Source organism: Geomesophilobacter sediminis, from assembly GCF_016458275.1.
Lineage (GTDB): Bacteria > Desulfobacterota > Desulfuromonadia > Geobacterales > Geobacteraceae > Geomesophilobacter > Geomesophilobacter sediminis.
This window is the reverse complement of the sequence record NZ_JAEMHM010000013.1, coordinates 26,464-53,338: the sequence shown is the minus strand read 5'-3', so window position 1 is coordinate 53,338 and position 26,875 is coordinate 26,464. Positions and strand designations below refer to the sequence as shown.

Below are 26,875 nucleotides of genomic sequence, written 5' to 3'. Positions count from 1 at the left end.
TTCTACGGGGAGACCGGGGGTGTCCCGACCGCGGTGGCAGTCACTCGCACCTCGATGAAAACCTGGTCCCCCCACCCGCTCTTCAACGGAAGCGAGGTCTCTTCGCGCTCCAGCCGCACCTCCAGGTCCATGCCGCCCCGGGCCGCCGCATGGGCCAGGGCAACCTCGCGGGCATGGGCCTCAGCAAAGGCAATGGCATCCTCAATGGTCACGAACGCCTGCTGCACGTCGGCCGAGACCACCACGAACCCGTCCGGCTTGCCAGGGCGGACGTGGACCGCCACTTTTTCCACCACCCGCCCCGTTACCGCTCCGAAGGCGTTGGCGACCTCGGCGTGCTCGGGGATGACCAGCTGCGCCCCGAGGATGGCGGCCGCCGCCGGGAGAAACGCGCGGACCGGAGCACCCACCGCGATCACCGGCCGGGATAGTCGTACGGCAGCAGAAATACCTCGTTCACCGGAAAGCTGCAGCAGGCGCCCCAAAAACTCCGCGTGTGCCGGCGACCAGGATGAAGCCAGCTCGGGCTCCTCGTGCAGGGCCTTCGCCGCAATCTGCAGCGAAAGGGAATTGGAGATCTCCCGCTTGAGCTCGCCCAGAAAGTCCTCGACCGATCCACCCATCTGCCGCGCCAGAATTGCGGCTCCGCAAACGGAAGCCTCCCGGTCCCACACCTCGAACTCACGGTTCAGGTGCATGAAATCGGTCGGGGTGAAGCCGACCTCGATGAGATACCCGAGTTCCTGGAAGCGATCCAGGTCGACAAAGGGACCGATTTCCCGATCCACGACCGATCGGGGTACCATCCGCCCTGCAAGCAGCTCGAAAAGCCGGCCTTCGTGCCGGGAAAGGGGAAAAGCCGGACGCCGGACCGCGGTGAGGATCTCAAGGGATCCCGGAGACGCCCCCCCTGCCAGCAGGGCATCCAGCGTCGGCAAAAGCCCGGGGTCGGCAACCGCCGCGGTGCAAAGCGGGATCGACCGCCGTGGGCCGATGGTCACTCTTCCCCCGTCGACCTGAATCTTGCTGTCGCCGCCCAAGCCGACGGTCCACATGTCGACCGCGCGCACCCGGGTCTGCCATCCCCCGACCACGGCGCCGTCGTCGCCGGTGGCAACGACACCACCCTTGACGATGCCGATGTCGGTGGTGGTCCCCCCCATGTCGACGACGATCGCGTCGTCCAGGCCGCTCAGGCGGCAGGCGCCGGCGATGCTGGCGGCGGGCCCGGAGAGCAGGGTTTCCACCGGCCGCAGCCGCACTCCCTCCTCGCTGATCAGCGAACCGTCCCCCTTGACCACCATGAGCGGTGCCTGGATGCCGCGGGACCGCAGGATGGCCCCGACCGCATCGAGGAGTTCCCGGATCACCGGCAGCAGCCGCGCGTTGAGCGTTGCGGTCACCGCCCGCTCCACCATCCCCACCGCTCCGGAAAGCTCATGGCCGCAAACCACCGGGAGCGACGTCTCGGCGAGGACCAGTTCCCTGAGCCTCAACTCGTGCTCGGCGTTGTAGATGCTGAAGTACGAGGAGACCGCCACCGCCTCGACCTTTCCCTCCAGACCACGCACCGCCTCGCGGGCGGCCGCCAGATCGAGCGGCACGCTGCAGCAACCTCGGGTATCGTGGGCGCCGGAGAAAATGGCGACGCTCTCGGCCGGAAGCTTCCCCGGGAAGGCGAAGGTCTCCGGCTTCGGGACCGCGGCCAACAGGGCGACCCGCGCTCCCTTCCCCTCGACGATGCTGTTCGTGGCAAGGGTGGTGGAGAGCGAGACCAGGCTCACTTGGGAAAAAAGGAGGTGATCCAGCCCGCAAAAGGACGCCTCTACCCCAACTTTCAGGTCTTCGCGCGTGGTGGGTGCCTTGGACTTGGAAAGAATCCTGCCGGAGCCGAGGTCGACGATCACGCTGTCGGTGAAAGTCCCCCCGGTATCGATGCCCAACCCGAGTTTCACCGGTGACGACTCCCGTGCTCAGCTGCTCCGGCGCTCGGGAACTTCAGAGACTCGACGAAGCAGCGGTCGAAATCGGCATGGTTGGCGAGTTCCACGACCTCGATCCCGCAAACCACTTCGGCGATTTCCTCGCGCGCGGCACGGCTTTTCAAGAGCGCCTCGCCGCCGCTTTTGGCGGTGTTGCCGACGAATTCCACCTTGCCGGCGAATTCATGGGGGAGCAGACCGATGACCAGGAGACTTTCGGCACGCAGATGATACCCGAAGGAACCGGCAATCAGCACGCGCCCCACCTCCTGGGCCTCGATGTCGAGGCTTTGCAGCAACAACTCGATCCCGGCGCGGACCGCACCTTTGGCGAGCTGCACCTGGCGGACATCCTTCTGGGTAAGGTGGACCCGCTCGGTCAGCCGGAACGAGGTCTTTCCTTCGGTCTGCTCCAAACGGGCCGTCAGGCCGGAAGGAAGGTCGGCAGGCTCCAGAAGCCTGCCGTTGGCACCGATGATGCCGCAGGAGACTAACAGCGCCACCAGGTCGATGAGGCCGCTGCCGCAGATCCCAACCGGTTCGGCACCGGCGACGGTTGTAAGTGCTACGCCCCCGGAGGCATCGATCGTGACCGCCTCGACCGCACCGGCGCTGGCCCGCATGCCGCAGCTGATGTTCATCCCCTCGAAAGCGGGCCCGGCGGCGGTCGAGGTGGCGTAGAGGCGTCCCCGGCAGCCGATGACCATCTCGCCGTTGGTCCCGATGTCGATCAAAAGGGTCACGCCGGGGTCCCGGTGCAGACCGGTCGCGACGATGCCGCAGGTAATGTCGGCCCCAACGTAGCCGGAAATGACGGGGGGAAGATAGACCGGCGCACAGGGCGCGACCGGAAGGTTGAGCCGGTGGGCCGAGCGGTACTCGTTGCCCCGGACCACCGGCAGGAAGGGGTACTTGCCGAGCGAAGCGGGGTTTTCCGCAACCGCCAGATGCAGCATGCCGGTGTTCCCGGAAAAAACGACCTCGTAGACCGCAGCGGGATCTACCTTCGCCTCCCCCGCCAGTTGGCAGATCAGCCCGGCGATCGCCTCGATGAGGATGACGTGCATCTCCTGGAGCCCCTCCGGCCGGGAGGCGAGGCGGATGCGGGAAAGGACGTCCTGGGCGTGGCGGGACTGGGGGTTCAGGGTGCCCGCGCTGGCGATTTCCGCCCCGGTGCCGAGGTCGGTGAGCGAGACGGCCAGGGTCGTGGTGCCGATGTCGACCACGACGCCATAGAACTTTTGCCGGGTATCTCCCGGCTCGACGCCGACCTCGTCTGCCCCGGCTCTGATCCGGGTCAGCCGGTTCTCCGCGTCGTACACCTTGGACAGGAACGGATCGAGTTCGACCGCACTCCCCACCCCGCGGTCCAGCACCTTCAGGGAGGCGCTCGCCGGACGCGGCAGATCCCGAACGGCGACGTCTCCGGTCACCGCCGCCGTACAGGAGAGCACCATTCCGCGCGCCTCATCGCCAGGGGATAGACGATGTAAGCCGCCGCCGGCCACGTTGGACAGGGAGCCGGGTTCGAGCTGGACCGCGCATTTGCCGCAGGTAGCGGCGCCGCTGCAGGGAGCTTCCAGCGGGATTCCCAGGTGGCGTGCGGCTTCAAGAAGTGTCGTCCCCACCGGGACCTCCACCGCCAGATCCAAGGAGGAAAAGGTAATGAGGGGCACGGCTTACCCGTCCTTCCGAACGCTCTCGGCGAGCGCCCTGATGTTCTCGATCGGGGTCCGGGGTCCGATCCCGCAGGCGGGGGCCAGGATGTCGACCCCCTTTTCCAGACAGTCGTTTCCGGCCCGCCGGACCGCGTCCGGATCGCGTTTTTCCAGCAGAAAGGTGCTCACGTTCCCCATGGTGACCTTGCCGCAGGCCAGTTCCTTCAGCTGCGGGATGCCGACCATGGCATCCACGCTGACCGCCTCGGCCTCGAGGGCGGCAAGCACGGTGCCGAGGGCCTTCACGTCGCCGCAGATGTGCACGATGGAAGGTATCCCCCAGCTGCGGAAATGCCCGGTCATCCGGTTCAGCTGCGGCAGCACGAAGTCGGCAAAGGCCTTCCCGCCGATCAGTTCGCCGGTAGCGCTCGGATCTGCAATACAGACGGCGTCCGCGCCGGCCTCGATGAGTGCGTCCCCGAAGACGATGGCATTTTCGGTCGCGATTTCGGTAAGTCTGCGGGCACCCTCCGGGTCGCGCCGCAAGGCCCGGTAATAAAGGAGCGGGTCTACCAGGGAGGTGGCGAGACTGACCGGGCCGGTCAGGTTGGCGACGATCGGGAGCTGGGGCACCTCCCGTTTCAAAAGCCGTACGGCGTCGACACAGACCTTGGCCCGCCCCTCAGCGGGATTGAGCGCCGTGATCCGGTCCAGGTCGGAGAGCTTTTCCATGGCATAGGCGACGATGCGCGGTTCGTTCTCCCGGCTCCCCAGGTCGACGGTCCCCCCCATTCCCTCCGCTTCCACCGTCATGCAGAAGGGGACCCCGACGTTCTCCACCCCGGCGACCAGGCTGGTTTGAGCGGTCAGCCGGGCCATCAGGGCCGCATCGGAGTGCGCTTCGGGCCAGGAACAGCCGCAGCGATCCATCACCTCGGTGACGATCATGGACATCATCCCGCCGGGGCAGATGAACGGAGGCCGGTCGACGCTCTCGCGCGCCAGGCTGCGCAGCAGACGTTCACGTTGCATCATACGCCACCCCTCTCCTCGAAAAACCGGTGGATCCGGTCGTGGTTCAGCCCGAACCCGAGCAGGGTCAGCCGCGGCGCCAGCTCCCCGGTCACGGGGGTCAGGTTCACCTTCGGCCCCACGATCTGAAGATTCATCGGACCCAGTTCGGACACGGCAAGAACCCCCTTCCCGCGCAGTACCTTCCCGAACGCGCCGATCCGGACCTCTCCCAGGAACTGGGCGAGCCCTTCCCGGGTAATCGGTGCGGGCACACAACTGGCCGCCTCGACCCGGAAGCCGCGTGAGGAAACCGGGGCGCCGGCTCCCCGCGAGGAGCCGGGTTCCGGAAGGACCGCCGGGAGCCGGCCGTGCTCGGTACGGAAGACCGGCACCCCGGGGTGGATCGCGTCGACCCGCTCCTCGATCCGCCGGAGAAGGTCGGGCGAAACCAGGTCGCTTTTGTTGATCAGGATCAGATCGGCACAGCTTACCTGGTCCAGGAAAAAGAGGCCGAACGCATCCGGCTCGGCATACTCGAGGAAGGTCTCGGCATCGAGCAGGGTGATCGCAAGTTCGATCCGGATCACCCCTTCCCGCGCCGGGTCCTCAAGCGCCTGCATCAGCTCCGAGGTTTCCGCCACGCCGCTCGGCTCGATCAGGAGCAGGTCGGGGGCAAGCCGCCGCGCGATGTCCCGGACCCGCTCCCTGAGCCCTTCCTTTTGGCTGCAACAGATGCACCCTCCCGGCAGCTCGACGACCTCGAGTCCCCCTTCCAGCCGGATCAGGTCCCCGTCCAGTCCCAGTTTGCCGAACTCGTTCACCAGGACGGCGACTTTTCCCGGTGCATGGCGCAGATGCTCCAGGATGAAGGTCGTCTTGCCGGCGCCCAGGAAACCTCCGATCAGCCAGGTCCGCACCGGTTGTCTATCGGTAGCAGGCCCTTGCTCAGCCATCGAATCTGCCGTACTTCCGGGCGGCGTTGATCAGGGCATCGATGTTCGCCGGCGGGGTGTTGATCGGGACTTCGCACCCGGAACCGAGGATGAAGCCGCGCGGATTTCCCATCGCCTTGGCGCAGACCTCCCGCGCCTCGGCATCAATCTCTTCGGGACTGTTTTTCAGCAGGTTCGCCGGGGAGACGTTCCCGATCAGGGTGACCCGCTCCCCTGCGATCTGCCGCGCCTCACCAAGGTCCACGGCGTCGAGGCTCCAGAGGTCGAAATCCGCCCCGAGCATCGCCTCCAGGTTGGGCTTGGTCTTGCCGCAGATGTGCAGGGCGGCCGGAAGCCCTCCCCCGTTTTCATGAATATGCGCCGCCATCCGTTTGAGGTACGGGGCGACGAAGGTCTTGAAGTGGCGCGGGCTTACCAGGCTCCCCGATCCGATCGGCTCGACGATGATCGGCAACGCCCGGCGCGCCAGGATCTGGTCGATGAAGGCGATCCCGGCCTGGCAGCAGATTTCCAGGAGCTGGTGAACCCACTCGGGGTTCTTGTAGAGGTCCTTGACAAAGAAGTCGAGCGGGCGCAGTGCCGCCGCCGTCGTGAAAGGCCCGGCCAGAATTGTCCCCACGACCACCTCGCTGCCGACTTCGGAGACGGCCAGTTCGGTCGCATCGAGGTAGACCGGAAGCCGCCCGTCCCGCCGGAAATCCGGGACGTTGATCTTCTTGATGTCGTCGTACTCCTGGATCGGCTGTCCGGCGATCTGCGGGGCGTCCTCGTCGAAAAATTCCATGGTGGTCCCCATCGCCTCGGCGAGGGTGGAGGTGGTGGAGAAGATGGAGACGAGGTCGTTGCCGTAGCGGCGAAAGGCCGCCACATGCGCCTTGCCCATGGTTTCACCGTTTCGGTTGTACTTGCCGACCGGAACGCCGAGCACGCGGGCGGCGTGGTTGAGAATCAGGGGAAAGCAGGCAACCCGCTGCGGGTTTACGCCCTGGAGGTAACTAAGGACACGCTCCAGGGAGGTCTGGGTATCCTGCGGAATGTCAGATGCCGGCATGGTCTTCTCCTTTCAGGCGCGAGCGGCGGCAAAGCCGGCGCAGAGTTCCTTGGCCACCTTGACCGCGCTGGCGGCGTTGTCGGCATAGCCATCGGCACCGATCCGATCGGCGAAAGCCTTGGAAATGGGGCCGCCGCCGATGAGCACCCGAAACCGGTCCCGGATCCCTTCCTCCTTGAGCATTTCGATTACCGAGGCCATGCCGTCCATGGTGGTCGTCATCAGGGTGGAGAGGCAGATCAGCCGGGCGTTCACCTCCTTGGCCTTCTCCACGAAATCCGCCAGCGGGACGTTGCGCCCGAGGTCGTGCATCTCGAAGCCGGCGACATCGAGCAGGATCTTCACCAGGTTTTTCCCGATATCATGGGTGTCACCCTCCACCACCCCGATGACGCAGGCAATTTTTTCGGTGACGTCGGATTTCTGCAGGTGGGGCCGGAGGATCTCCAGCGCGGCGTACATCGCGTCCGAGCAGATGAGCAGTTCCGGAACGAAGTACTCCTCCTGGTCGTAGAGCTCGCCAGCCTGGTTCATCCCGACGACGAGGCCGTTACTGATCGCGTCGAAGGCATTCAGCCCCACCGCGATTGCCTCGTGGGCCGCACTTACCGCCAACTCCTCGTCCAGATTCAGGACTCCGTTCGCCAGGTCCTGAAGGATCTCCTCTCTCTCGCGCGCCATAGCATCTCCCTTGAACATTTACCAATGTAATTCCATAAGCTTAGAGCCGGACGAATATGCCTGACGGGGGACGGACCGTCAAATTGATAATATTGATGATTTGACTGGAACAAATCGCTAAAACCGATTACACGTTCAAAATGGGCGAGGTCACCCGGTGGGAGCGCCTTACCAGGCGCGATCCGCCGAAGTCGGACCACGGGCAGCGGGAAATTGGCAGGGAAAGGTGTTACCACAGGGTAGGCAGCTACTCATCCGTCGGAACAAGAACCGGCGGCAACGGGATGCACGTTGCCACTTGCGCTGGTCTCTACAACCTCCTGGTACGAGGGAGGGGCACCGGCTCAAGGCAAGGGTTGAGCGGGAGCTGATACCCCACTATCTAAAACAGAAAAGGCGGCAACGTGAATGCACGTTGCCGCCTTTTTGGTCTCTAACGGTTACCGCTATTGCTAGGCCAGTATCTCCCTAGGCCAGGATCTGCGACTTGGTGAAGATGGAGCGGAGCCAGTAGCCTTCCTTCTCGATGTTCTCGCGGCCGCCTTCTTCGCGGTCCACCAGGGTCACCACGCCGAGGACCTTCAGCCCTTCCTCTTCGGCGCGCTTGATCGCCTTCATGGATGAGCCGCCGGAGGTGACGACGTCTTCCACGATGACCACGCGGGAGCCGGGCTTCAGGTTCTTGCGCCCTTCCAGCCAGGCGCCGGTGCCGTGCCCCTTGGGCTCCTTGCGGATGATGAAGCCGGGGATGGGACGCCCTTCCAGAAAGCTCACCACGGAGGTTGCGGTGGCGATCGGATCGGCGCCCAGGGTGAGCCCCCCTACCCCTTCCACGTTTTCCACGTCCTTGATCGCGTCAAAGAAGAGCTTGCCGGTGAGGTAGCCCCCTTCCGGGTGCAGCGTGGTCTGCTTGCCGTCGAAGTAGAAGTCGCTCTCCCGCCCGGAAGCAAGGGTGACCTTCCTCTTCTCGTAGGAAAGCTCGATGATGATCTTTTTCAGCCTGTCGCGCTCCGTCATTTCTGCACAACCTCCTTATCAAATAAGTCCATTTGCGGCTCATCAACACTGAGACGCGGAAATTTAACGGGGTACCCCCCGGTGAAACAGGCCGTGCAGAATCCGCCGGTAGAGGCGCCGACCGAGCGCATCAGGCCCTCCTCGGAGAGATAGCCGAGCGAGTCCGCGGTGATGTAGCGCCGGATCTCGTCGACGGAATGGGACGAGGAGATCAGCTCCTTGCGGTTGGGGGTGTCGATGCCGTAGTAGCAGGGGTAGCTGGTCGGCGGCGAGGAAATCCGGACGTGGACCTCGGCGGCGCCGGCGTTGCGCACCATCTTGACGATCTTGCGCGAGGTGGTGCCGCGGACGATGGAGTCGTCGATGACCACGACCCTTTTCCCTTTGAGGACTTCGCGGACCGGGTTCAGCTTGATCTTCACCCCGAAGTGGCGGATCGCCTGCTGCGGTTCGATGAAGGTCCGGCCGACGTAGTGGTTGCGGATCAGCCCCAGCTCGAACGGGATCCCCGATTCCTCGGCGTAGCCGATTGCCGCGGGAACGCCGGAATCCGGGATCGGAATCACGATGTCCGCATCGACCCGGTGCTCGCGGGCCAACTGACGCCCCTGCTCCTTGCGGACCTGGTAGACGTTTTTGCCGAAGATATGGGAATCGGGACGGGCGAAATAGACGAATTCGAAGATGCAGGGGGTGGGATCGACCCGCTTGAAGGGGAAGTAGGAGCTCATCCCGTTCTTGTCGATGACGATCACCTCGCCCGGCTCGACCTCGCGGATGAACTCGGCATCGATCAGGTCCAGCGCGCAGCTTTCCGAGGCGATCACGTAGGCACCGCCCAGGCGGCCCAGGCACAAGGGACGGAAACCGTTGGGATCGCGGACCGCGACCATCCGGGTCTCGGTAAGGAAGAGGAGGCAGTAGGCCCCCATGATCCGGTTCAGCGCGTCGGTGAGCCGGTCCAGGAGCGAGTTCGCCTTGGAAGTGGCCAGAAGGTGCACGATGATCTCGGTGTCCATCGTGGTCTGGAAGATGGAACCGTAGGCCTCGAGCTCGTCCTTGATGATCTGGGCGTTGACGATGTTGCCGTTGTGGGCGACGGCGATGGAGCCGCGGGAGTAGTCGACCATGATCGGCTGCACGTTCTTGATCACCGAGGAGCCGGTGGTGGAGTAGCGGACGTGCCCGATGGCGGATTTACCCGGGAGGGATTTGAAGATTTCCTGGTTGCCGAAGACGTCGGCGACGAGCCCCATGCTCTTGTGGGCGTGCAGGGTGCTGCCGTCCGAGGAGACGATGCCGCAGCTTTCCTGCCCGCGGTGCTGCAGGGCGTAGAGCCCGAGGTAGGTGAGGTTGGATGCCTCCGGGTGATTGAAGACACCGAAAATCCCACACTCTTCTTCAGGTCTATGGAGATGCATTTCTTCCACAAATTGCTCCTTGTTAAAAGACTGGCGGCCAGGAGGTGGTGGATCAGAGCTCAGCCAATCGAGTCGCCGAAACCGTGGGTTCAACGTCGAACGCCGAACGGCAGTTAGAACGTCTTCTTGATGTACTGAGCCGCGTTTCGGAAGAAGATCAGGCCGTCACCTTCTTCCGGGAGTTCCTCGCGGGTCCAGCGGGGGTGCTGGGTGCGGTGCACGAACGCCTCCGGGTGCGGCATGAGCCCCATGATGCGCCCGGTCTCGTCGCAGATGCCGGCGATGGCGTTCACCGACCCGTTCGGGTTTTCCGGGAATTCCATGGTGGGGGCGGTGTACTGGCTGTCGGAATATTTCAGGCAGGCAAGGTGCTTGGATTCGATGGCGTCGAGGGTGGCCTGGGTATCGACCAGGAACTTCCCTTCCCCGTGGCGGACCGGAAGGTAGATCCCCTGGGAGATGCCCGCGGTGTAGAGGGAGGGGGAGGAGGCGTCGCACTTGAGGTAGCACCAGCGGTCCTGGAAGCGCCCGGCGTTGTTGTAGGTGAGGGTCACGCTCTGCTTGAGGTAGTCGCCGCCCAGGGCCGGGAGCATCCCCATCTTGACCAGGAGCTGGAAGCCGTTGCATACCCCGAGGATCAGCTTGCCGTCGGCGATGAAGCGGGAGATCTGCTCGACCAGCCGTTCGCTTTTCCCTTCTACGGTCGCATTTTTCAGGCGGTTCGCCTGGGCCTTGGCGCTGCCCAAGTCGTCGCCGTCCAAAAAGCCGCCGGTGAGGTTCAAGAAGTGGTAGTCGTCCAGCCGCACCTCGCCCGACATGAGTTCCGAGATATGCGCGATGCGGGCCTCGTCGAAGCCGCCGAGCCGGCAGGCGTGCGCCGCCTCGTTCTCGCAGTTGGTGCCGTTTCCGGTTATGACCAGAGCTTTAGCCTTTGTCATCAATCAATCCTTTGCAGTAGTTGGCCCCTCATGAGAGGCAATCGCCACATTATGACACGAACCCGTTGAAAAAATCACGGAGAAGTTACATTCCGACGGATCGGTCCGATCGGTCCGATCCGTCGGATCGAAGGCCGCCTCACAGCTCCCGCAGCGGGGACTGCCAGCTTTCCTTCAGCTGGTCGAGGTCCGCGCTCACCACGATGCCACCGTTGATCCCTTCCATGGTCACGATCGGGTCGACGCTCACCTCGCCGATCTTGGCGAAGGTGGTCCCCTTCAGGCAGGCCTCGAAGGAGGCCGCTTTTTCCGGGCGGACGGTGACCAAAAGACGGGAGGCGGACTCGGAGAAGAGGAGCACCGCATCGCTGCGCCCGGCCTTGTCGCCTTTGAACGGCACCTGGCACAGGTCAATGGCAACACCAAAGCCGCCGGCAAAGGCGGACTCGGCCGCGGCAACCGCCAGGCCGCCGTCGGAGAGGTCGTGGCAGGATGCCACCAGACCCTGTTCCAGGGCGGCGTGGTACCCACTGTAGGTGGCCAGCGCCGCCTGGGCGTCGACCTTCGGGACGTGGTTCCCCACCGCCCCCTTGAGCGCGTAGTATTCGGAGCCCCCCAGCTCGTCGGCAGTGGCGCCGAGGAGGTAGACCAGGTCGCCCGGGCGCTTGACGTCCATGGTGACCGCCTTGCGGGCGTCTTCCATCTTGCCGATCACCGAGAAAAGCAGCGTGGGGGGGATGGAGATCTTGACGTTGCCGTCGTAGAAGTCGTTCTTCATCGAGTCCTTGCCGGAGATGAGCGGCAGGGAAAACGCGAGGCAGTAGTCGTAGAGCGCCTTGTTGGCGCGGACCAGCTGCGCCATCTTGTAGGGACCGTCCGGGGTGCGCTCGGAGAGGACCGGATCGCACCAGCAGAAGTTGTCCAGACCGGCGACCAGATCCAGCGAGCCCCCCACGGCGACGTAGTTACGCAGCCCCTCGTCGATGGCATTGGCCGCCATGTGGTAGGCGTCGATGTCGCTGTAGCGCGGCACGATGCCGTGCCCCACCACCACCGCCTCGAAGGAGTCGAGGATCGGACGGTGCACCGCCGCATCGGACGGGCCGTCGTTGGCAACGCCGGTGAACGGCTTCACCACGCTCCCCCCCTGGACCTCGTGGTCGTAGCGGCGCACCACGCTCTCCTTGGAGCAGATGTTGAGCGAGGAGAGGAGCGCGTTCAGGTCGCCGGTGTAGTCGGCGGCGGGTTCCAATTTCGGCTCGGCGTTTTTGGGCGGCTCCCAGCGTGCCGGGATCCGCATCGGCGGCAGCCCCGCATGCATGAAGGAAAGCGGCAGGTAGGCCACGGTCTTGTCGCCGTAAAGGATGTGGAAGACGCCGGAATCGGTGAAGGTACCGAGCACGGTCGCCTCGACGCCGAAGCGCTTGGCCATCGCCAAAAACTCGTCCAGACACGCGGGCGGAATGGCAAGGCTCATCCGCTCCTGCGCCTCGGAGATCAGGATCTCCCAGGGATTGAGCCCCGGGTACTTGAGCGGCGCCAGGGCGAGGTCGAGCTTGCAGCCGCCGCACTCCTCGCTCATCTCGCCGATGGAGGAGGAAAGGCCCCCGGCCCCGTTGTCGGTGATGAAGCGATAGAGCCGCTTGTCGCGGGCCCGGATCAAAAAGTCGAACATCCGCTTCTGGGTGATCGGGTCGCCGATCTGGACCGCGGAGACCGGGGAGTTCTCGTTCAGCTCCTCGGAGGAGAAGGTGGCACCGTGGATGCCGTCCTTGCCGATCCGGCCGCCGGTCATGACGATGACGTCCCCGGGGAGGATCTTCTTCTCGTGGGACGGCTCGCCCTGGATCTTGGCGGGCATGATCCCGGCGGTGCCACAGAAGACCAGGGGCTTGCCGGCGAAACGCTCGTCAAAAACCAGCGAGCCGTTCACGGTCGGGATGCCGCTCTTGTTGCCGCCGTGCTCGACCCCTTCGACGACACCTTCGTAGATGCGGCGCGGGTGCAGCAGGCGGGACGGGAGTTCCTTGTCATAGAACGGGTCGGCGAAGCAGAAGACGTCGGTGTTGAAGATGAGCTTCGCCCCCATGCCGGTGCCGAACGGATCGCGGTTGACCCCGACGATGCCGGTGAGCGCCCCGCCGTAGGGATCGAGCGCGGAGGGTGAGTTGTGGGTCTCGACCTTGAAAACGAGCGACCAGTCGTCGTTGAAGCGGATGACCCCGGCGTTGTCCTTGAAGACGGAGAGGCAGTAATCCTTCTCCCCGAGCGCCTTGCGGACGTCGGCAGTGGTGCGCTGGATGAAGCTTTTGAAGAGCGACTTGATCTCTTCCTTGTTCCCGTTCTCGTCGACGTACTCGACGTCGGCGGAGAAGATCTTGTGCTTGCAGTGCTCGGACCAGGTCTGGGCCAGCGCCTCGAGTTCCACGTCGGTGGGACGGGCACCCAGGCCGACTTCAGCACGGACCTTGCGGACCTCCGGGTCGCGGTAGTGCGCCTGGATGATCTTCATCTCGTCGAGGGTGAGCGCCAGCACGCCGTCGCGGCTGATCCGCATCAGTTCCTCGTCGGACACCTCCAGCTCGATCTCGTTCACCGCGGCCTTGGTTTCTCCGGAGACCTTGGGGACAAAAGCGGCAATCCCGCCCTGGGCGGCGAAGGTGGCGGCATCGACGATCTGGTAGCGCTGGATCAGCGTGTTGCACAGAAGCCCGGTGGCGATCTTCTTCGCGTCCGCCTCGGAGAGCGCCCCCTTCAAGAGGTACTGCACCGAGGTGTAGACCGCCTCGCCGGCGGCAAGCGGCTTGCCGATCAGGTAGCCGATCGCCTCGGCGGCGGTGCGGCCGACGTTATCGGTGACGCCGGGACGGAAGCCGACTTCGATCACGTAGTCGAAATCCTTGGCGGCGGCCTGGTCGATGGAGTATTCCTGGATCACCGGGTCGCAGAACGGTCCCGCCGCGGCGGCTTCCAGCTGCTCGGCGGTGAGCGCCGCGTCGACGGTGTAGACGTCGATGGTGCGGACCTCGGCGACCTCCAGGTGGAGGAAGTGCTCGATTTCCCTTTTGATACGCTCGCCGCGCGGGTCGCGGACCTGGTCCTTGAGGGTGATTTCAATCCTGTGGGGCATGGTTGGCGTCCTTTTCGATGAAGACCGTCCGGGTGGGGAACGGCATGATTATTCCGTGGGTGATAAACGCGCCGGCGATGGCGCTGTTGATCCGGTCCACAACCACCGCCTGCTGCCGGTAGTCGGCGACCCAGAAGAAGAGGTTCAAATTGAGCGCGCTCTCGCCAAAGTTCGTGAAGTAGACTTCCGGCCCCGGCTCGGCGACCACCCCGGGTACCGCAAGCGCGGTTTGCACCAGGAGCTCCTTGGCCGCGGCGACGTCGGTCCCGTAGGCCACCCCGAGGGGGACCTTGACCTTCACCCTGCTGTCGGGAAGGGCCATGTTGACCAAGGTGGTATTGCAAAGCTCGGAGTTCGGGATGATCAGGTAGGTGCTGTCCGCCCCCTTGATCTTGGTGGAGCGCAGGCCGATGTCGATCACCTCGCCGCTCTTGTTGCCGAGCTCGATCACGTCCCCGATCCGAAACGGCCGGTCCAGCATCAAGGTGAAGCCGGAAACCATGTTGGCAAGGGTGTCCTTGGCGGCAAGCCCGATGGCGAGGGAGCCGACCCCCAAGGCGGTGACCAGGGAGAGGATGTCGTAGTTGAAATGCTTGAGGGTGATGATCAGGGCGGTGCCGATCAAGAAGATGCTCACCAGCTTCTGCACCAGCGGCATGAGCTGGCGGCTCATCTCTTCGCCGGCCACCCGGGCCCCGTAACGCAAAAGGGCCTCGTCGGCGATCCGGTAGGCGATGTTGGTGAGGACCACCACGATCGCCACGAAAAGCGCCCCCGAGGCGACCAGGTGGAGTTTTTCCGGGATGTGCAGCCGGCTGATGGCCAGGTACCAGCCGGTGCAGTTCACCAGGAACTGGATCGGCGGGGTGGAGCGCTCGAGCATCCGGCTGTCGAACGCACGGGAGGCATTGAGCCTCCCGGCGATCCGGAGCAGGGCGCGACCGAGAACCTGCGACAGCGCGTAGCAGAGCAGGATGATCGCGGTCGCGACGATGATTTCCTTGGACCAGAAGAGGAGGAACCCGTCCTCCTCCCCCAGCTCCAGGTAATACAGCAGTCTATCCACCAAAGACCCTCGTGAAGATGGTGTCTACGTGTTTGAGGTGGTACCCCAGGTCGAACGCCTCGCGGATCTCCGCCTCCGGAAGGAGCGCGGTGACGTCGGCGTCGGCCAGAACCTCGGTGAGGAAGTCCTTCCCTTCTTCCCAGACCTTCATCGCGTTTCTCTGCACCATGGCGTAGGCCGCCTCGCGGGAAGCGCCGGCTTCGGCGAGCTTCAGGAGCACCCGCTGCGAGAAGATCAGCCCGCGCATCTGGTTCAGGTTGCGCATCATGTTTTCCGGGTAGACGACCAGGTTCTCGATCAGGCCGATGGCGCGGTTGAGCATGAAGTCCATCAGGATGGTGGCGTCCGGCCCGATGATGCGCTCCACCGAGGAGTGCGAGATGTCACGCTCGTGCCAAAGGGCGAGGTTCTCCATGGCGGAGACGGCGTAGCCGCGGATCAGGCGGGCCAGGCCGGTGAGGTTCTCCGAGAGGACCGGGTTTCTCTTGTGCGGCATGGCGGAAGAGCCCTTCTGCCCCTTGCTGAAGAATTCCTCGGCCTCGAGCACCTCGGTGCGCTGCAGGTGGCGGATCTCGACGGCGAACTTCTCGATGGAGGAGGCGACGATGGCCAGGGTGGAGAAGTATTCGGCGTGACGGTCGCGCTGCAGGACCTGGGTGGAGCAGGGAGCCGGCTTCAGCCCGGCCTTCTTGCAGACGTAGGCCTCGACCTTGGGGTCGATGTTGGCGAAGGTCCCGACCGCGCCGGAGAGCTTGCCGTAGGAGATGGTTTCAAGCGCCGCCTGAAGGCGCTTGAGGTTTCTGGCCATCTCGTCGTACCAGAGGGCCATCTTGATCCCGAAGGTGACCGGCTCGGCGTGGATGCCGTGGGAGCGCCCCATCATCGGGGTCATCTTGTGCTCGTAGGCGCGCTTCTTGATGACTTCCATCAGGCGCTTCACGTCGGCGATGATCAGCTCGCCGGCTTCCTTCAGGAGCATGGCAAAGGAGGTGTCCAGGACGTCCGAGGAGGTAAGGCCCAGGTGCATGTGACGGGAGTCTTCCCCGATGTAGTCGGCGACCGAGGTCAGAAAGGCGATGACGTCGTGCTTGACGGTCCGTTCGATCTCGTCGATGCGCTCGACGTCGAAGGAGGCCTTGGCCTTGATGCGATCCACCGCGTCGGCGGGGATGCGCCCCATTTCGGCGTGCGCCTCGCAGGCGTAGATCTCGATCTCGAGCCACTTGGCATAGCGGTTTTGCGGCTCCCAGATGCGGGCCATTTCAGGACGGCTGTAACGTTCGATCACGACTTTCCCCCTTAACTATCTTGCTGTTCGCGTTGATTTAATTATTGATGCGCGGAGCAACCCCTCATGCTACAGGAATCCGCTTTAGATGTCGAGTACGCCGCTGGCCACGTACTGGTTCCCCACGAAGATGGAGGGAGCGCAGCTGTTCTGCCCGCCGATCAGCCCTTGCGCGGAGGCCAAAGCCAGATCGGGTGCGTTGTTGACCTCGGAGAGGTGAGAAAGAAATACGCCGTCGAGCCGGTCGTGGAGGAGTTCCTCCAGAAGCACGGTCGCTTCGGCATTGGAGAGATGTCCGTGACGGCTCCGGATGCGCTGCTTGAGGTGCCAGGGATAGGGGCCGTTTTGCAGCATCTCCTCGTCGTGGTTGAACTCCAGCACCAGGGCGCGGCACCCTTTGAGCTTCTCCAGGACCAGCCGGGTCACGATGCCGAGGTCGGTGGCAAAACCGATGTCCCCTTCCCCGGCCCGGATCCGGAAGCCACAGGGATCGCAGGCATCGTGGGTGACCGGGAAAGGGTCGATGTGGACCCCCTTCAGGGTGAACGGAGTGCCCGGTTCGAATTCGACCGCCTCCACCTTCTTCACCTGGTGCGCCGCGGCGCGGTGGGTCTTGGCGGAAGCGAAGACCGGTATCTTGAGTTTGCGGGCCAGGGGGCCCACGCCGCCGACGTGGTCGGAGTGCTCGTGGGTGACCAGGATGCCGTCCAGCTCCTCCCCTTTCACCCCGATGCCGGCCAGCCGGAGCTGGGTCTCGCGCGCCGAAAGCCCGGAATCGATCAGAAGCTTGCAGTCGCCCGCCTCAACGTAGAGGGAGTTCCCCTTGCTGCCACTGGCAAGAAGACAGAGCTTCATTGTGATCCCTCCGTGAAAAACCGGTTCAACGTGCCACGTTCAAGGTTCAACGTTGAGGCCAGAAACTAAGATCTCTCTTCAAAAGCCCGGGCCTATGCAAGAGAGACTGACACAGAAAACAGTGATAACTTCAACATTTTGGGTTTCAACGGGAAACGTCGGGCCTGGAACGTTGAACACGCCCATTCGGGCGCCGGTAAAACCCGACTTTTATACAGGAATAGCCGGGGAGATTCAAGTGAGTTTAGGTTAACGAAGGAGTCGGGCGTAGTCGGTGAGAGTCTCGCTGAGGACCGGGTTTACCGGAAGGAGAATGTGGAAAATGGAGCCGGGGAAGCGCTCCGGATTGTAGCCGGTCGACTCGACCCAGATCTCGCCGCCGTGCATGTCGACGATCCCCTTGGCGATGGAAAGGCCGAGCCCCGCCCCCTTCGCCTTGAAGGCGACCTTGCCTGAGGAGTGTTCCTGGATGTTGCCGACCTCGTAGAACTTATCGAAGATGCGGAGCTGATCCTCGCGATCGATGCCGATGCCGGTGTCGGCGACGGTGATCTCGAGAAACAGGTGGTGCTCCTTGGCCTGCTCGGAGCTCCCGGTTCCGGACGGAATGCCGCGCAAGAGGTACTTGGCCGAGCTTGAGATGGTGATCTTGCCGCCGTCGGGGGTGAACTTGATCGCGTTTCCCACGATGTTGGAAAGAAGCTGCATCAGGCGGACCGAGTCGCCGCGGACCGGGGGGATCGACTCGTCGAGATGGACCTCCACCTCTTGCTTGCGCATGGAGAAGAAAAAGCGCATCTCGTTCACGGTCGCCTCGATCAGGCGGTTCAACTGCACCTCCTCCATCTTGAGCTGGAGCCTTTTCTCGTCGATCATCGAGACGTCGACCATGTCCTTGACGATGTTGTCCAGCCGCGCGGCGGCGTTGGCGATGTTGGAGACCATCTCCAGGACGGTGGGATCGACCTTGTCCGCCATGTCGGAGGTGATCAGCTCGGAGTAGCCCATGATGACGGTGAGCGGGGTCTTGAGTTCGTGGGAGGCGAGCCCCAGGAAGGAGTCCTTCATCCGGTTCAGCCGGGCCAGGTCGGCGGAGCTCTTCTCCAGGTTGGCGATGATCTCGCGCTCCCGGGTGACGTCGCGGAAGATCGCCTGCACCAGCACCTCGTCGCCGCTCCGGATGCTCGAAGCGTGCACCAGGGCGACCATGATCCCGCCCCCCTTCTTGAGGAGCTGCATCTCGTCGGCCATGTGGGCCCCCCCCGCCGCGTTCTGGAAGATCCGCTGCAGCTTCGGGATGTTGCCGATGTTCAGCAAAAGGAGCATCTTGGTGAGCGGCAGCCCGAGCAGTTCCTTCGCCTCGTAGCCGAAGAACTCCTCCGCCATCTTGTTCACCATGCGGACCGACTCGTCGGAGCCGATCACCACGATGGCGTCGCTTGCGTCTTCCATGAGCGACTTGTAGAGGTTCTCCGAGCGCTCCAGGTCGGAACTCAGCCGCTCCAGCTTCAGGTAGGAGTCGTGCAGCTCGTCGAGGGTGCGCTGCATCTCCTGGTAGTTGTTCTTGATTTCCTCGTCGCGGTTTTTTAAAAATCGCGCCATGAGGTTGACGTTCCGCGCAAGTTCATTAAACTCGAACACGTCGACCTCGCCGATCTGGATGTCGAAGCCCCCTTCCGAGATCTGCTTCACCCCCGTCAACAGCGTGGAAATCGGCCGCATCACGTAGCGCTTCACGAAGAAGACCACCAGGGAGAAGGAGAGGATCAGCGCCAGGATGAGGAGGGAGAGGTTCTTGAAGATCATCCCCCTCACCTTCTCGGTGACCACCGCCTCGGCAAACCCGATGTGGGCGCGCCCGACGTTGCGCCCGTCCGGCGTCTTGATCAGCACCGAGGTGTCGTAGAAGTAGCTGGTGCCGCGCGGCTCCTTGAGATCCATCCGGTTGCGGGCGACGTCAGGCCCGGCGATGGAGCGGATCGGGAAGTTCTGGAAGCGGGGATCGCTGGCGAAGATGGGGACGCCGTTGGCATCGGTCACGACGCAGTAGGCGATGTCGGGGTTCCCCTCCATGATCTCGCGGCACTTTTCGGAGAGCCCCCCCATGTCCTTCAATTCGAGGCCGAGGTTGAGGACCTTTTCGATGCTGGCTTTAAGCGCGGTGGCGAGGCTTTGGGAACGGAGGTTCAGCGAATTGACGTGGTCCCTCTGCAACGCCATGATGTCCATGCCGGAGCCGGCGAACATCGTGACGAACAGGATGAGGAAGGAAAACAGGGTGATCCGTTTTTCGAGGGTCATCTTCATCAAAGGGTGATTCCAGCCTCGGGACACAGGGAAAATAAACGCGAGCACAGCATTAATATAGGGGCGAAGGCAAGTCAATCGTTTTAATGATCGACGCAAAAAAAGGAGGCGCACGCCCCCCGCCAGCCTAGCTAAATCCCGTATCGGCGCGGAAACACAAACCTTAAATAAAAATGTTGACGATGCTTGGGCAGTCCGTTACTATGCCGTTCGTGAACAAAATCTTATTCTTTAGGAGGGAGAACCATGGCTTTAAGAGTAGCGATTAATGGGTTCGGCAGAATCGGTCGTTCGGTACTTAGAGCAGCGGCGAAAGACCCGTCGATCGAATTCGTGGCGATCAATGATCTGACCGACGCCAAGACGTTGGCCCATCTGTTGAAGTACGATTCGGTTCACGGCATCTATCCCAGTGAAGTCGAGGCCCGTGGCGACGAAATCGTCATCGACGGCAAGGCGATCAAGATCCTGGCGATCAAGAATCCGGCCGAACTTCCCTGGAAATCCCTCAACGTGAACGTGGTCCTCGAGGCCACCGGCCTTTTCACCGCCCGCGATAAGGCGGCGCTGCACCTCCAGGCCGGCGCCTCCAAGGTCATCATCTCCGCGCCGGCGACCGACCCGGACCTGACCATCGTTCTCGGCGTCAACGACGCCGCCTACGACAAGGAAAAGCACCACATCATCTCCAACGCGTCGTGCACCACGAACTGCCTGGCCCCGGTCGCCAAGGTGCTCCACGACAGCTTCGGCATCGAGCGCGGCCTGGTCACCACGGTTCACTCCTACACCAACGACCAGAACATCCTCGACCTGCCGCACCGCGACCTGCGCCGCGCCCGCGCCGCCGCCCTCTCCATGATCCCGACCACCACCGGCGCCGCCAAGGCGGTCGCCCTGGTCCTCCCGGAGCTGAAGGGGAAACTGGACGGGATGGCGATCCGGGTCCCGACCCCGAACGTCTCGGTGGTCGACCTCGTCGCGACCCTGAACAAGAAGACCAGCGCCGAGGAAGTCAACGCCGCGCTGAAGGCGGCCGCCGAAGGCCCGCTCAAGGGGATCCTCGGGTTCTGCACCGAGCAGCTCGTCTCCATCGACTTCAACGGCAACCCGCTTTCCTCCATCGTCGACGCCCCCTCCACCAAGGTGATCGACGGCAACATGGTGAAGGTCATCTCCTGGTACGACAACGAGACCGGTTTCTCCCAGAGGGTGGTCGGCCTGATCAAGAAACTTCTCTAACACCATCCGACATACGGAACAAGACGGCGGGAAGCGGTACTCCCGCCGTCTTTTTGCCGTTCCCCGGTGTTTCTCTCAAGTAACGATCTGTCATTAGAAAAATAAGCGGCACCAGCCTGCTATTTATTAAATGCACTGAAGCAAGGAGGAGTACCATGGCAATTCGCTACATCGATGAAATTGAGAATCTATCCGGCAAGAAGCTCTTCATGCGGGTGGATTTCAACGTGCCGCTGGACGACAACCAGAACATCACCGAAGACACCCGCATCCGCGCGGTGCTCCCGACCATCAATTACGCCCTGGAAAAAGGGGCGAAGCTGGTCCTCGCCTCGCACCTGGGGCGCCCCAAGGGTGAGAAGAAGCCGAAATACTCCATGGCCCCGGCGGCCAAGCGTCTCTCCGAGCTCCTCGGCAAGGAAGTGAAGCTCGCCCCGGATTGCCTCGGCGACGAGGTAAAGAAGATGATCGACGCGATGGCCCCGGGCCAGATCGTCATGCTGGAGAACGTCCGTTTCTACCCCGGTGAGGAGAAAAACGACGCGGAGTTCGCCAAGGGGCTGGTGAACGGCTGCGAGATCTACGTAAACGACGCCTTCGCCGTCTCCCACCGCGCCCACGCCTCCGTTGAGGCGATTACCAAGCTCTTCCCGGTGGTGGCTGCCGGCTTCTTGATGAAAAACGAGATGAACTACTTCGACAAGTCGATGACCAACCCGGTCCGCCCGCTGGTGGCGATCCTGGGCGGCGCCAAGGTCTCCGGCAAGATCGAGGTCCTCGAGGCGTTCGTCGACAAGGTCGACAAGATCATCGTCGGCGGCGGCATGGCTTTCACCTTCCTCAAGGCCCAGGGGTACAACGTGGGGAAATCCCTGGTCGAGGACGACCTGATCGAGACCGCGACCAAGACCCTCAAGAAGGCCGAAGCGAAAGGGGTGAAATTCTACCTCCCGGTCGACTGCATCGTTGCCGACCAGTTCAGCGCGACCGCGGCCACCAAGACCGTGAGCATCAAGGAGATCCCGGCCGACTGGATGGCGCTCGACATCGGGCCGCAGTCGGTGAAGCTCTTCGCCGACGCGCTCACCGACGCCAAGACCATCGTCTGGAACGGGCCGATGGGAGTTTTCGAGATGGACGCCTACGCCAAGGGGACCTTCGGCCTGTGCGATGCGGTGGCGAGCTCCAACGCGCTGACCATCCTGGGCGGCGGCGACACCGACGTGGCGGTCAACAAGGCCGGCAAGGCCGACAAGATGAGCTACATCTCCACCGGCGGCGGCGCCTTCCTGGAACTCCTCGAAGGTAAGAAGCTCCCCGGCGTCAAGGCCTTGGAGGAGAGGGGCAAATAAACCGGGATCTGGGGTCGGGGGGCCGGGGCCTGGGGCAAAGGTCGGTATTTTTTCTGAACCGCCCTTTGCCGCGGCACCCCTCCCCGATCTCCAATCCCTTTTGTTTTTCCCCCGATCCCCGACCCCAGACCCCCGACCCCAGATCTAAAAGGAGGTTACCCATGCGCAAACCGGTCATCGCCGGAAACTGGAAGCTTTTCAAGACCACCACCGAGGCCATCGCCCTCGTTACCGAACTCGCCCCGCTGGTCGGCACCGTCGACAACGTCGAAATCGTCGTGGCGCCGGTCTTCACCGTCCTTTCCTCCGTGCAGCGTGCCATCGCCGGCACCAACATCTCCCTGGCCGCCCAGAACGTCTTCTGGGAAGAGGAAGGTGCCTTCACCGGCGAGGTCTCGCCGCGGATGCTCCTCGACGTCGGCTGCAGCCACGTCATCATCGGGCACTCGGAGCGCCGCCAGTACTTCGGGGAGACCGACACCACCGTCAACCGCAAGATCCGCGCGGCTTTGAACGGCGAACTGGTACCGATCTTCTGCATCGGAGAGACCCTCGCCGAGCGCGAAGCCGGCAAGACCTTCGACGTCCTGGAGCGCCAGGTGCGCGGCGGTCTGGAAGGGTTCACCTCGGACCAGCTCGGCCCGCTGATCGTCGCCTACGAGCCGGTCTGGGCGATCGGGACCGGCAAGACCGCGACCGACGACCAGGCGCAGGAAGCACACGCCTTCGTGCGCGGCGTCCTGGCCAAGATGTTCGACCAGGGGACCGCAGAGCGCACCCGCATCCTCTACGGCGGCAGCGTCAAGCCCGACAACGTCAAGGGACTCATGTCCCGCCCGGACATCGACGGCGCCCTGGTAGGGGGCGCGAGCCTCAAGGCGGACTCCTTCGCCTCCATCGTCCGCTTCGGCGCGTAGGAGCTAATTAATAGCTTTGTTTTTGATACGGAATGTGGTAAAAGATGCGCTTTGAACATTTTCGGAGGTAACTGCTGTAATGACTATCCTATTGGTAACCCTGCACGTCCTCGTCTGCATCGCGCTCATCATCGTGGTCCTGCTCCAGTCCGGCAAAGGTGCCGAGATGGGTGCCTCCTTCGGTGCCAGCGGCAGCCAGTCGGTCTTCGGCGCAGGCGGCGGCAATACCTTCATGAGCAAACTCACCACCAGCGCGGCGATCATCTTCATGCTCACCTCGCTCTCCCTGGCCTTCGTATCCAGCAAGGGTGGCGGCTCCTCCATCATGTCCTCGAAGCGTCCCAAGGCAGGCAAACCGGCCCCGATGGGCGGCATGCCGCTGCAGGCCCCGGGCAAGGTCGGCGGGTTCAGCCCCTCCACTCCGGCCGCACCGAAGGACGTGGCTCCGGGTCCGCAGGGTGCTGCACCGGCTGCACCGGCGGCTCCGGCGAAAAAATAGTTGAAGAATTCTGTTGACCTTCAGAAAGCCACATGCTAAAAGAGTGGTTCTTCTTGCCGAAGTGGTGGAATTGGTAGACACACCATCTTGAGGGGGTGGCGGGCGACAGCCTGTACGAGTTCGAGTCTCGTCTTCGGCACCAAGCAAATTTGAAAAAGCGCCCGTCCTTCCGGACCGGGCGCTTTTTTCGTTTTGCAAGCCCCCCTCACCTCCACCGAACCGTCCGTGAGTGAAAATGCCGCCGCGGAAGGAAGCCGTTTTCCCTGTGGGAGCGCCATCCCTGGCGCGATCCGCCGAAGGCGGTGCCAACGGGTTTAATCGATGTTCCCACAGTGTAAGCCGACGCAAAACCCCACACAGATAACGTTCGATAGTGACCGCCTACAGTAAATGGCCTTGGTCAGATACAGGTAGGCCTTGGTCAGATACAGGTAGGCCTTGATCCTGACAAGCTCATTCACTCACAGATTCCATTACACACAGTCAAAGGGCCAAAATTCTTGACAGAAGATACAGTCGATGTTATAAGGTTTGTCTCTTTGCCGAAGTGGTGGAATTGGTAGACACACCATCTTGAGGGGGTGGCGGGCGACAGCCTGTACGAGTTCGAGTCTCGTCTTCGGCACCACAATCAATATAAAAGGCGACCGCCTCATGGCTGGTCGCCTTTTTTCATCTCTGACCGCCTCCCCGCATCATTTCCTCCCCTGTGACAGTTCTCCCCTCTCTTGGCCCATTCTGACAGCTTCTCCTTCATTTTTTATGTCAGCAGTAAAAAAATTATGACTTTCTAAAATTATGTGATACAAATTAACCGCCTCACATCATACTCACAGCAAGTCTGCTCCCGGCCCCTATGCCAATCCCAATCGTGGGAGGTACCGCGGAATGGTCATCAATGAGAGTCAGCAGCTCCGGTTAAGACTTAGGAGCGCGCAAAGAAGCGTACACCGACTCCGAGGGCACCGCTGCCTTGCGTGCGATCCGGCACACGCCCACTTGCTGGAGCAACTTTCCGACGACCTTTCGCTGATCCTGGGGGGGCTGGAACAGGAGGCCCGGCGCCGGGATGTTGATGGCAAACTGCGCGGAGAGCATGCCGAGCGGCTCCGCACGCTGGAAACGCTGCGCCAGCAGGAACACCTGCTCATCCACCACAGCCGTATTGCGGCGATGGGGGAGATGATCCGGACCATCGCCCATCAGTGGCGCCAGCCTCTGAACCGCTTGGGGCTTACCATCCAGCAACTACCCCTTTTCTACGACATGGGCGACTTCAACCGCGACTTTCTGGGCGATAACGTGGCGAAGTCGATGGAGATCATCCGGTACCTGTCGCGGACCATCGACGACTTCAAGAACTATTTTCAACCGGACACGGAGAAAGCCACCTTTAAGGTCCACGACGAGGTGCAAAGGACCCTGCAGCTGATCGAGGGTGGTTTCGCCCAGCAATGCATCGCGATCGAGGTGAAATTGCGGGGACAGCCGGCGCTCCATGGCTACCGCAACGAATTTTCCCAGGTGCTGCTCAATATCCTCCTCAATGCCCGGGATGCCTTGGTGGAACGCAAGATCCGCAGGCCGTGGGTCCGGATCGCCTCCTCCGGATCGGGCAGCCGCGCCACGGTGAAGATCACGGACAACGCCGGCGGTATCGCTCCGGAAATCATGGGGCGCATCTTCGCCCCCTACTTCACGACCAAGGGAGCCCAAGCCGGGACCGGCGTCGGTCTGTTCATGTCCAAGACCAGCATCGAACGCAACATGGGGGGCCGGCTGACCGTGCGCAACACCAGTGACGGCGCTGAGTTCCGGATCGAGGTGGGGACATGAAAGGCAACGGCATCCTCATCGTCGAAGACGACCGGGACGCCAGCGGCCTGCTGGCCCGAATGATATCGCGCAGGTATCCCGCCACCTCGGTCTATTCCGCAGCCAACGGGCGCAAAGGGCTTGAGGCATTCCTCCAGTTCTTCCCCGAGGTGGTCATTACCGACATCACCATGCCGGAAATGAACGGGCTCCAGATGGCCCACCGCATCGGCGCCCTCAGTCCGGAGACGCGCCTGATCGCGATGAGCGCAAACCTGGAGCGGCTGACCACCTCTTCCGGCATCCGCCCTGTTTCCTTCGACCACTACTTCACGAAGCCAGTGAACCTGTCCGACATATTCTCCGCGCTCAACGACATCCTTCAGAAGTAGCAAACAGCGCAGAAACAAGATGTTATACCTCGCAGTGTATTAGACGTTCACAACACCTGTTGCCATAAAATTGACACTATAAAACTATAATGCAACAGTCCAAACCTCCTCTCATTGACAAGCAGCAGAGAGTATGTACCATATCCCCTAACAAAACATATATTGTCTAAGGCAGCAAAAGGAGGGGGGAAATGGGCGACGTTCAGGAAGCGATCAAGGTAGCTATGCAGACGGAAAAGGACGCAATGAAGTTTTATGAGCTGGGCGCCTCCAAGATGACAGATCCTGGTGCAAAGAAACTGTTTCAACAGTTGGCCAAAGAAGAAAGAGAGCATGCGATGCACTTCTTCAAGGCTTACAATCGTGCCGACGTAGGAACTTTCGAAGAGTTCATGGCCGCACCGAATCTTGAAGGAGCAACCTGGGTAGGAACCCTCGAAGGACTCATTCTCGCCGACTTCAACGAGCAGACGGCGCTGGAAGCGGCCCTTCAGAAAGAAGGAGAACTGGAGAAAAAGCTGATCGAGACCGCCAACCGTCTCAGCGATCCCGCGGTCAAGGAAGTTTTCGATCTCAACGCTCGGGAAACCCGCAACCACTACCTGACCATCGAGGCCGAGTACGCCCGGGTGATGGCGATGGTCGACGAGTCCGACATGGACACCTACGTCAGAGAGTGATTTTTCGCTAAAACTGGTTGTCAATCCGGCCTGAAGATGCTATAAAAGGTGTCTCGCTGCCGAAGTGGCGGAATTGGTAGACGCGCTAGATTCAGGTTCTAGTACTCGAAAGGGTGTGCTGGTTCGATTCCAGTCTTCGGCACCACAAGATCAAAAGGGTTACGGTCCAGACCGTAACCCTTTTTTGTTTCCTCATCCCCCCTTGGAGCGACATTCCTGTCGCGATCAAAACCGTGCCCGCCGTAATATCCTCCTGCGCCAAGGTGACAATTGGCGGAACCCGGAACTCCGAATGGGAGTAAAATGATTGAAACGACAGGAGTTATTCCTTCTCAATCGATGATCCCGCCAGGATTCCCGCTGCCACACCTCATCGGCGGCGGTTATGGCCATACAAGGGGATGTGGTTATGAGCAAACACAGACAGGAACAACACGGCAAGGTTCAAAAGGAAAGTAAGAGCGAGCGGCAACGGCAAGCTGGATTCGATGCACCGAGAGCACCAGGTCGGGCACCCGCGGAAGGGCCGGCCCTGGACATGGGTACGCCGACCCATGAACGATGGGAACAGGGGACCTACTGGCGCGACCCTGCTGAAGGGCCCGACATGGACTAAC

At 62.4% G+C, this 26,875-nt stretch carries 21 protein-coding genes and 3 tRNA genes; 10 read left to right on the top strand and 14 right to left on the bottom strand.

What is annotated here, in order from left to right; all coding sequences use genetic code 11:
- Positions 1-2 precede the first annotated feature (2 nt).
- From JFN93_RS16115 to JFN93_RS16050, 14 genes are all read right to left on the bottom strand, one after another.
- Positions 3-1,955: a hydantoinase/oxoprolinase family protein gene (locus JFN93_RS16115; protein WP_199385127.1), complete on the bottom strand. Its 1,953-nt coding sequence runs from the start codon at positions 1,953-1,955 to the stop codon at positions 3-5.
- Positions 1,952-3,658, bottom strand: a complete 1,707-nt coding sequence (locus JFN93_RS16110) for an ASKHA domain-containing protein (protein WP_199385126.1) — start codon at positions 3,656-3,658, stop codon at positions 1,952-1,954. Before JFN93_RS16110 ends, JFN93_RS16115 begins: the two co-directional genes overlap by 4 nt.
- Before the next feature lie 3 nt (positions 3,659-3,661).
- The gene (locus JFN93_RS16105) at positions 3,662-4,675 is read right to left on the bottom strand and encodes a uroporphyrinogen decarboxylase family protein (protein ID WP_199385125.1); all 1,014 of its coding nucleotides are present in this window, start codon (positions 4,673-4,675) and stop codon (positions 3,662-3,664) included.
- Positions 4,672-5,607 (bottom strand): CobW family GTP-binding protein, encoded by a 936-nt coding sequence (locus JFN93_RS16100; protein ID WP_199385124.1) that lies wholly within the window; start codon positions 5,605-5,607, stop codon positions 4,672-4,674. The genes JFN93_RS16105 and JFN93_RS16100 overlap by 4 nt, the downstream gene beginning before the upstream one ends.
- Positions 5,600-6,658, bottom strand: coding sequence for a uroporphyrinogen decarboxylase family protein (locus JFN93_RS16095; protein ID WP_199385123.1), 1,059 nt, complete (start codon positions 6,656-6,658; stop codon positions 5,600-5,602). Before JFN93_RS16095 ends, JFN93_RS16100 begins: the two co-directional genes overlap by 8 nt.
- 12 nt (positions 6,659-6,670) lie before the next feature.
- Entirely contained in the window at positions 6,671-7,339 is a 669-nt protein-coding gene (locus JFN93_RS16090; RefSeq protein WP_199385122.1) for a corrinoid protein, read from the bottom strand.
- A 468-nt stretch (positions 7,340-7,807) separates the two neighbouring features.
- Positions 7,808-8,356: an orotate phosphoribosyltransferase gene (pyrE, locus tag JFN93_RS16085; protein ID WP_199385121.1), complete on the bottom strand. Its 549-nt coding sequence runs from the start codon at positions 8,354-8,356 to the stop codon at positions 7,808-7,810.
- Positions 8,353-9,777: an amidophosphoribosyltransferase gene (gene purF, locus JFN93_RS16080; protein ID WP_215907790.1), complete on the bottom strand. Its 1,425-nt coding sequence runs from the start codon at positions 9,775-9,777 to the stop codon at positions 8,353-8,355. The genes pyrE and purF overlap by 4 nt, the downstream gene beginning before the upstream one ends.
- Before the next feature lie 113 nt (positions 9,778-9,890).
- Positions 9,891-10,715 carry a phosphoribosylformylglycinamidine synthase subunit PurQ gene (locus JFN93_RS16075; RefSeq protein ID WP_199385119.1) on the bottom strand — a complete coding sequence of 275 codons (825 nt, stop codon included), beginning with the start codon at positions 10,713-10,715 and terminating at the stop codon, positions 9,891-9,893.
- A gap of 139 nt (positions 10,716-10,854) precedes the next feature.
- A complete protein-coding gene (locus tag JFN93_RS16070; protein ID WP_199385118.1) occupies positions 10,855-13,845 on the bottom strand; it encodes a phosphoribosylformylglycinamidine synthase subunit PurS in 2,991 nt (996 codons plus the stop codon).
- Complete coding sequence (locus JFN93_RS16065) at positions 13,829-14,911, bottom strand: mechanosensitive ion channel family protein (protein WP_199385117.1); 1,083 nt, start codon at positions 14,909-14,911, stop codon at positions 13,829-13,831. Before JFN93_RS16065 ends, JFN93_RS16070 begins: the two co-directional genes overlap by 17 nt.
- The gene (gene purB / locus JFN93_RS16060) at positions 14,904-16,199 is read right to left on the bottom strand and encodes an adenylosuccinate lyase (protein ID WP_199385116.1); all 1,296 of its coding nucleotides are present in this window, start codon (positions 16,197-16,199) and stop codon (positions 14,904-14,906) included. Before purB ends, JFN93_RS16065 begins: the two co-directional genes overlap by 8 nt.
- Before the next feature lie 84 nt (positions 16,200-16,283).
- The gene (locus JFN93_RS16055; protein WP_199385115.1) at positions 16,284-17,054 is read right to left on the bottom strand and encodes an MBL fold metallo-hydrolase; all 771 of its coding nucleotides are present in this window, start codon (positions 17,052-17,054) and stop codon (positions 16,284-16,286) included.
- Between the two features lie 249 nt (positions 17,055-17,303).
- Positions 17,304-19,361, bottom strand: coding sequence for an ATP-binding protein (locus tag JFN93_RS16050; RefSeq protein ID WP_199385114.1), 2,058 nt, complete (start codon positions 19,359-19,361; stop codon positions 17,304-17,306).
- Between the two features lie 246 nt (positions 19,362-19,607).
- On the opposite strand from JFN93_RS16050, the gene gap reads away from it, so the two are divergent.
- From gap to JFN93_RS16000, 10 genes are all read left to right on the top strand, one after another.
- Positions 19,608-20,603, top strand: a complete 996-nt coding sequence (gap, locus tag JFN93_RS16045; protein WP_199385113.1) for a type I glyceraldehyde-3-phosphate dehydrogenase — start codon at positions 19,608-19,610, stop codon at positions 20,601-20,603.
- 155 nt (positions 20,604-20,758) lie between these two features.
- The gene (locus JFN93_RS16040; RefSeq protein WP_199385112.1) at positions 20,759-21,955 is read left to right on the top strand and encodes a phosphoglycerate kinase; all 1,197 of its coding nucleotides are present in this window, start codon (positions 20,759-20,761) and stop codon (positions 21,953-21,955) included.
- A gap of 161 nt (positions 21,956-22,116) precedes the next feature.
- Entirely contained in the window at positions 22,117-22,872 is a 756-nt protein-coding gene (gene tpiA, locus JFN93_RS16035; protein WP_199385111.1) for a triose-phosphate isomerase, read from the top strand.
- Positions 22,873-22,951: 79 nt separating this feature from the next.
- Positions 22,952-23,371: a preprotein translocase subunit SecG gene (secG, locus tag JFN93_RS16030; RefSeq protein WP_199385110.1), complete on the top strand. Its 420-nt coding sequence runs from the start codon at positions 22,952-22,954 to the stop codon at positions 23,369-23,371.
- A 55-nt stretch (positions 23,372-23,426) separates the two neighbouring features.
- A tRNA-Leu gene (locus tag JFN93_RS16025) sits at positions 23,427-23,513 on the top strand.
- A gap of 399 nt (positions 23,514-23,912) precedes the next feature.
- Positions 23,913-23,999, top strand: a tRNA-Leu gene (locus tag JFN93_RS16020).
- A gap of 371 nt (positions 24,000-24,370) precedes the next feature.
- Positions 24,371-25,207 carry a sensor histidine kinase gene (locus tag JFN93_RS16015; protein ID WP_199385109.1) on the top strand — a complete coding sequence of 279 codons (837 nt, stop codon included), beginning with the start codon at positions 24,371-24,373 and terminating at the stop codon, positions 25,205-25,207.
- Positions 25,204-25,578 (top strand): response regulator transcription factor, encoded by a 375-nt coding sequence (locus tag JFN93_RS16010; protein ID WP_199385108.1) that lies wholly within the window; start codon positions 25,204-25,206, stop codon positions 25,576-25,578. Before JFN93_RS16015 ends, JFN93_RS16010 begins: the two co-directional genes overlap by 4 nt.
- A gap of 191 nt (positions 25,579-25,769) precedes the next feature.
- Positions 25,770-26,258, top strand: a complete 489-nt coding sequence (locus JFN93_RS16005; RefSeq protein ID WP_199385107.1) for a ferritin-like domain-containing protein — start codon at positions 25,770-25,772, stop codon at positions 26,256-26,258.
- A 58-nt stretch (positions 26,259-26,316) separates the two neighbouring features.
- Positions 26,317-26,403 (top strand) — tRNA-Leu (locus JFN93_RS16000).
- The last annotated feature ends 472 nt before the right edge of the window (positions 26,404-26,875 follow it).

Coding starts and splice junctions, on each gene's coding strand:
- JFN93_RS16105 (WP_199385125.1), bottom strand. CDS start 4,675: ATGATGCAACGTGAACGTCTGCTGCGCAGCCTGGCGCGCGAGAGCGTC.
- JFN93_RS16100 (WP_199385124.1), bottom strand. CDS start 5,607: ATGGCTGAGCAAGGGCCTGCTACCGATAGACAACCGGTGCGGACCTGG.
- JFN93_RS16095 (WP_199385123.1), bottom strand. CDS start 6,658: ATGCCGGCATCTGACATTCCGCAGGATACCCAGACCTCCCTGGAGCGT.
- JFN93_RS16090 (WP_199385122.1), bottom strand. CDS start 7,339: ATGGCGCGCGAGAGAGAGGAGATCCTTCAGGACCTGGCGAACGGAGTC.
- pyrE (WP_199385121.1), bottom strand. CDS start 8,356: ATGACGGAGCGCGACAGGCTGAAAAAGATCATCATCGAGCTTTCCTAC.
- purF (WP_215907790.1), bottom strand. CDS start 9,777: ATGCATCTCCATAGACCTGAAGAAGAGTGTGGGATTTTCGGTGTCTTC.
- JFN93_RS16075 (WP_199385119.1), bottom strand. CDS start 10,715: ATGACAAAGGCTAAAGCTCTGGTCATAACCGGAAACGGCACCAACTGC.
- JFN93_RS16070 (WP_199385118.1), bottom strand. CDS start 13,845: ATGCCCCACAGGATTGAAATCACCCTCAAGGACCAGGTCCGCGACCCG.
- JFN93_RS16055 (WP_199385115.1), bottom strand. CDS start 17,054: ATGAAGCTCTGTCTTCTTGCCAGTGGCAGCAAGGGGAACTCCCTCTAC.
- JFN93_RS16050 (WP_199385114.1), bottom strand. CDS start 19,361: ATGAAGATGACCCTCGAAAAACGGATCACCCTGTTTTCCTTCCTCATC.
- gap (WP_199385113.1), top strand. CDS start 19,608: ATGGCTTTAAGAGTAGCGATTAATGGGTTCGGCAGAATCGGTCGTTCG.
- JFN93_RS16040 (WP_199385112.1), top strand. CDS start 20,759: ATGGCAATTCGCTACATCGATGAAATTGAGAATCTATCCGGCAAGAAG.
- tpiA (WP_199385111.1), top strand. CDS start 22,117: ATGCGCAAACCGGTCATCGCCGGAAACTGGAAGCTTTTCAAGACCACC.
- secG (WP_199385110.1), top strand. CDS start 22,952: ATGACTATCCTATTGGTAACCCTGCACGTCCTCGTCTGCATCGCGCTC.
- JFN93_RS16010 (WP_199385108.1), top strand. CDS start 25,204: ATGAAAGGCAACGGCATCCTCATCGTCGAAGACGACCGGGACGCCAGC.
- JFN93_RS16005 (WP_199385107.1), top strand. CDS start 25,770: ATGGGCGACGTTCAGGAAGCGATCAAGGTAGCTATGCAGACGGAAAAG.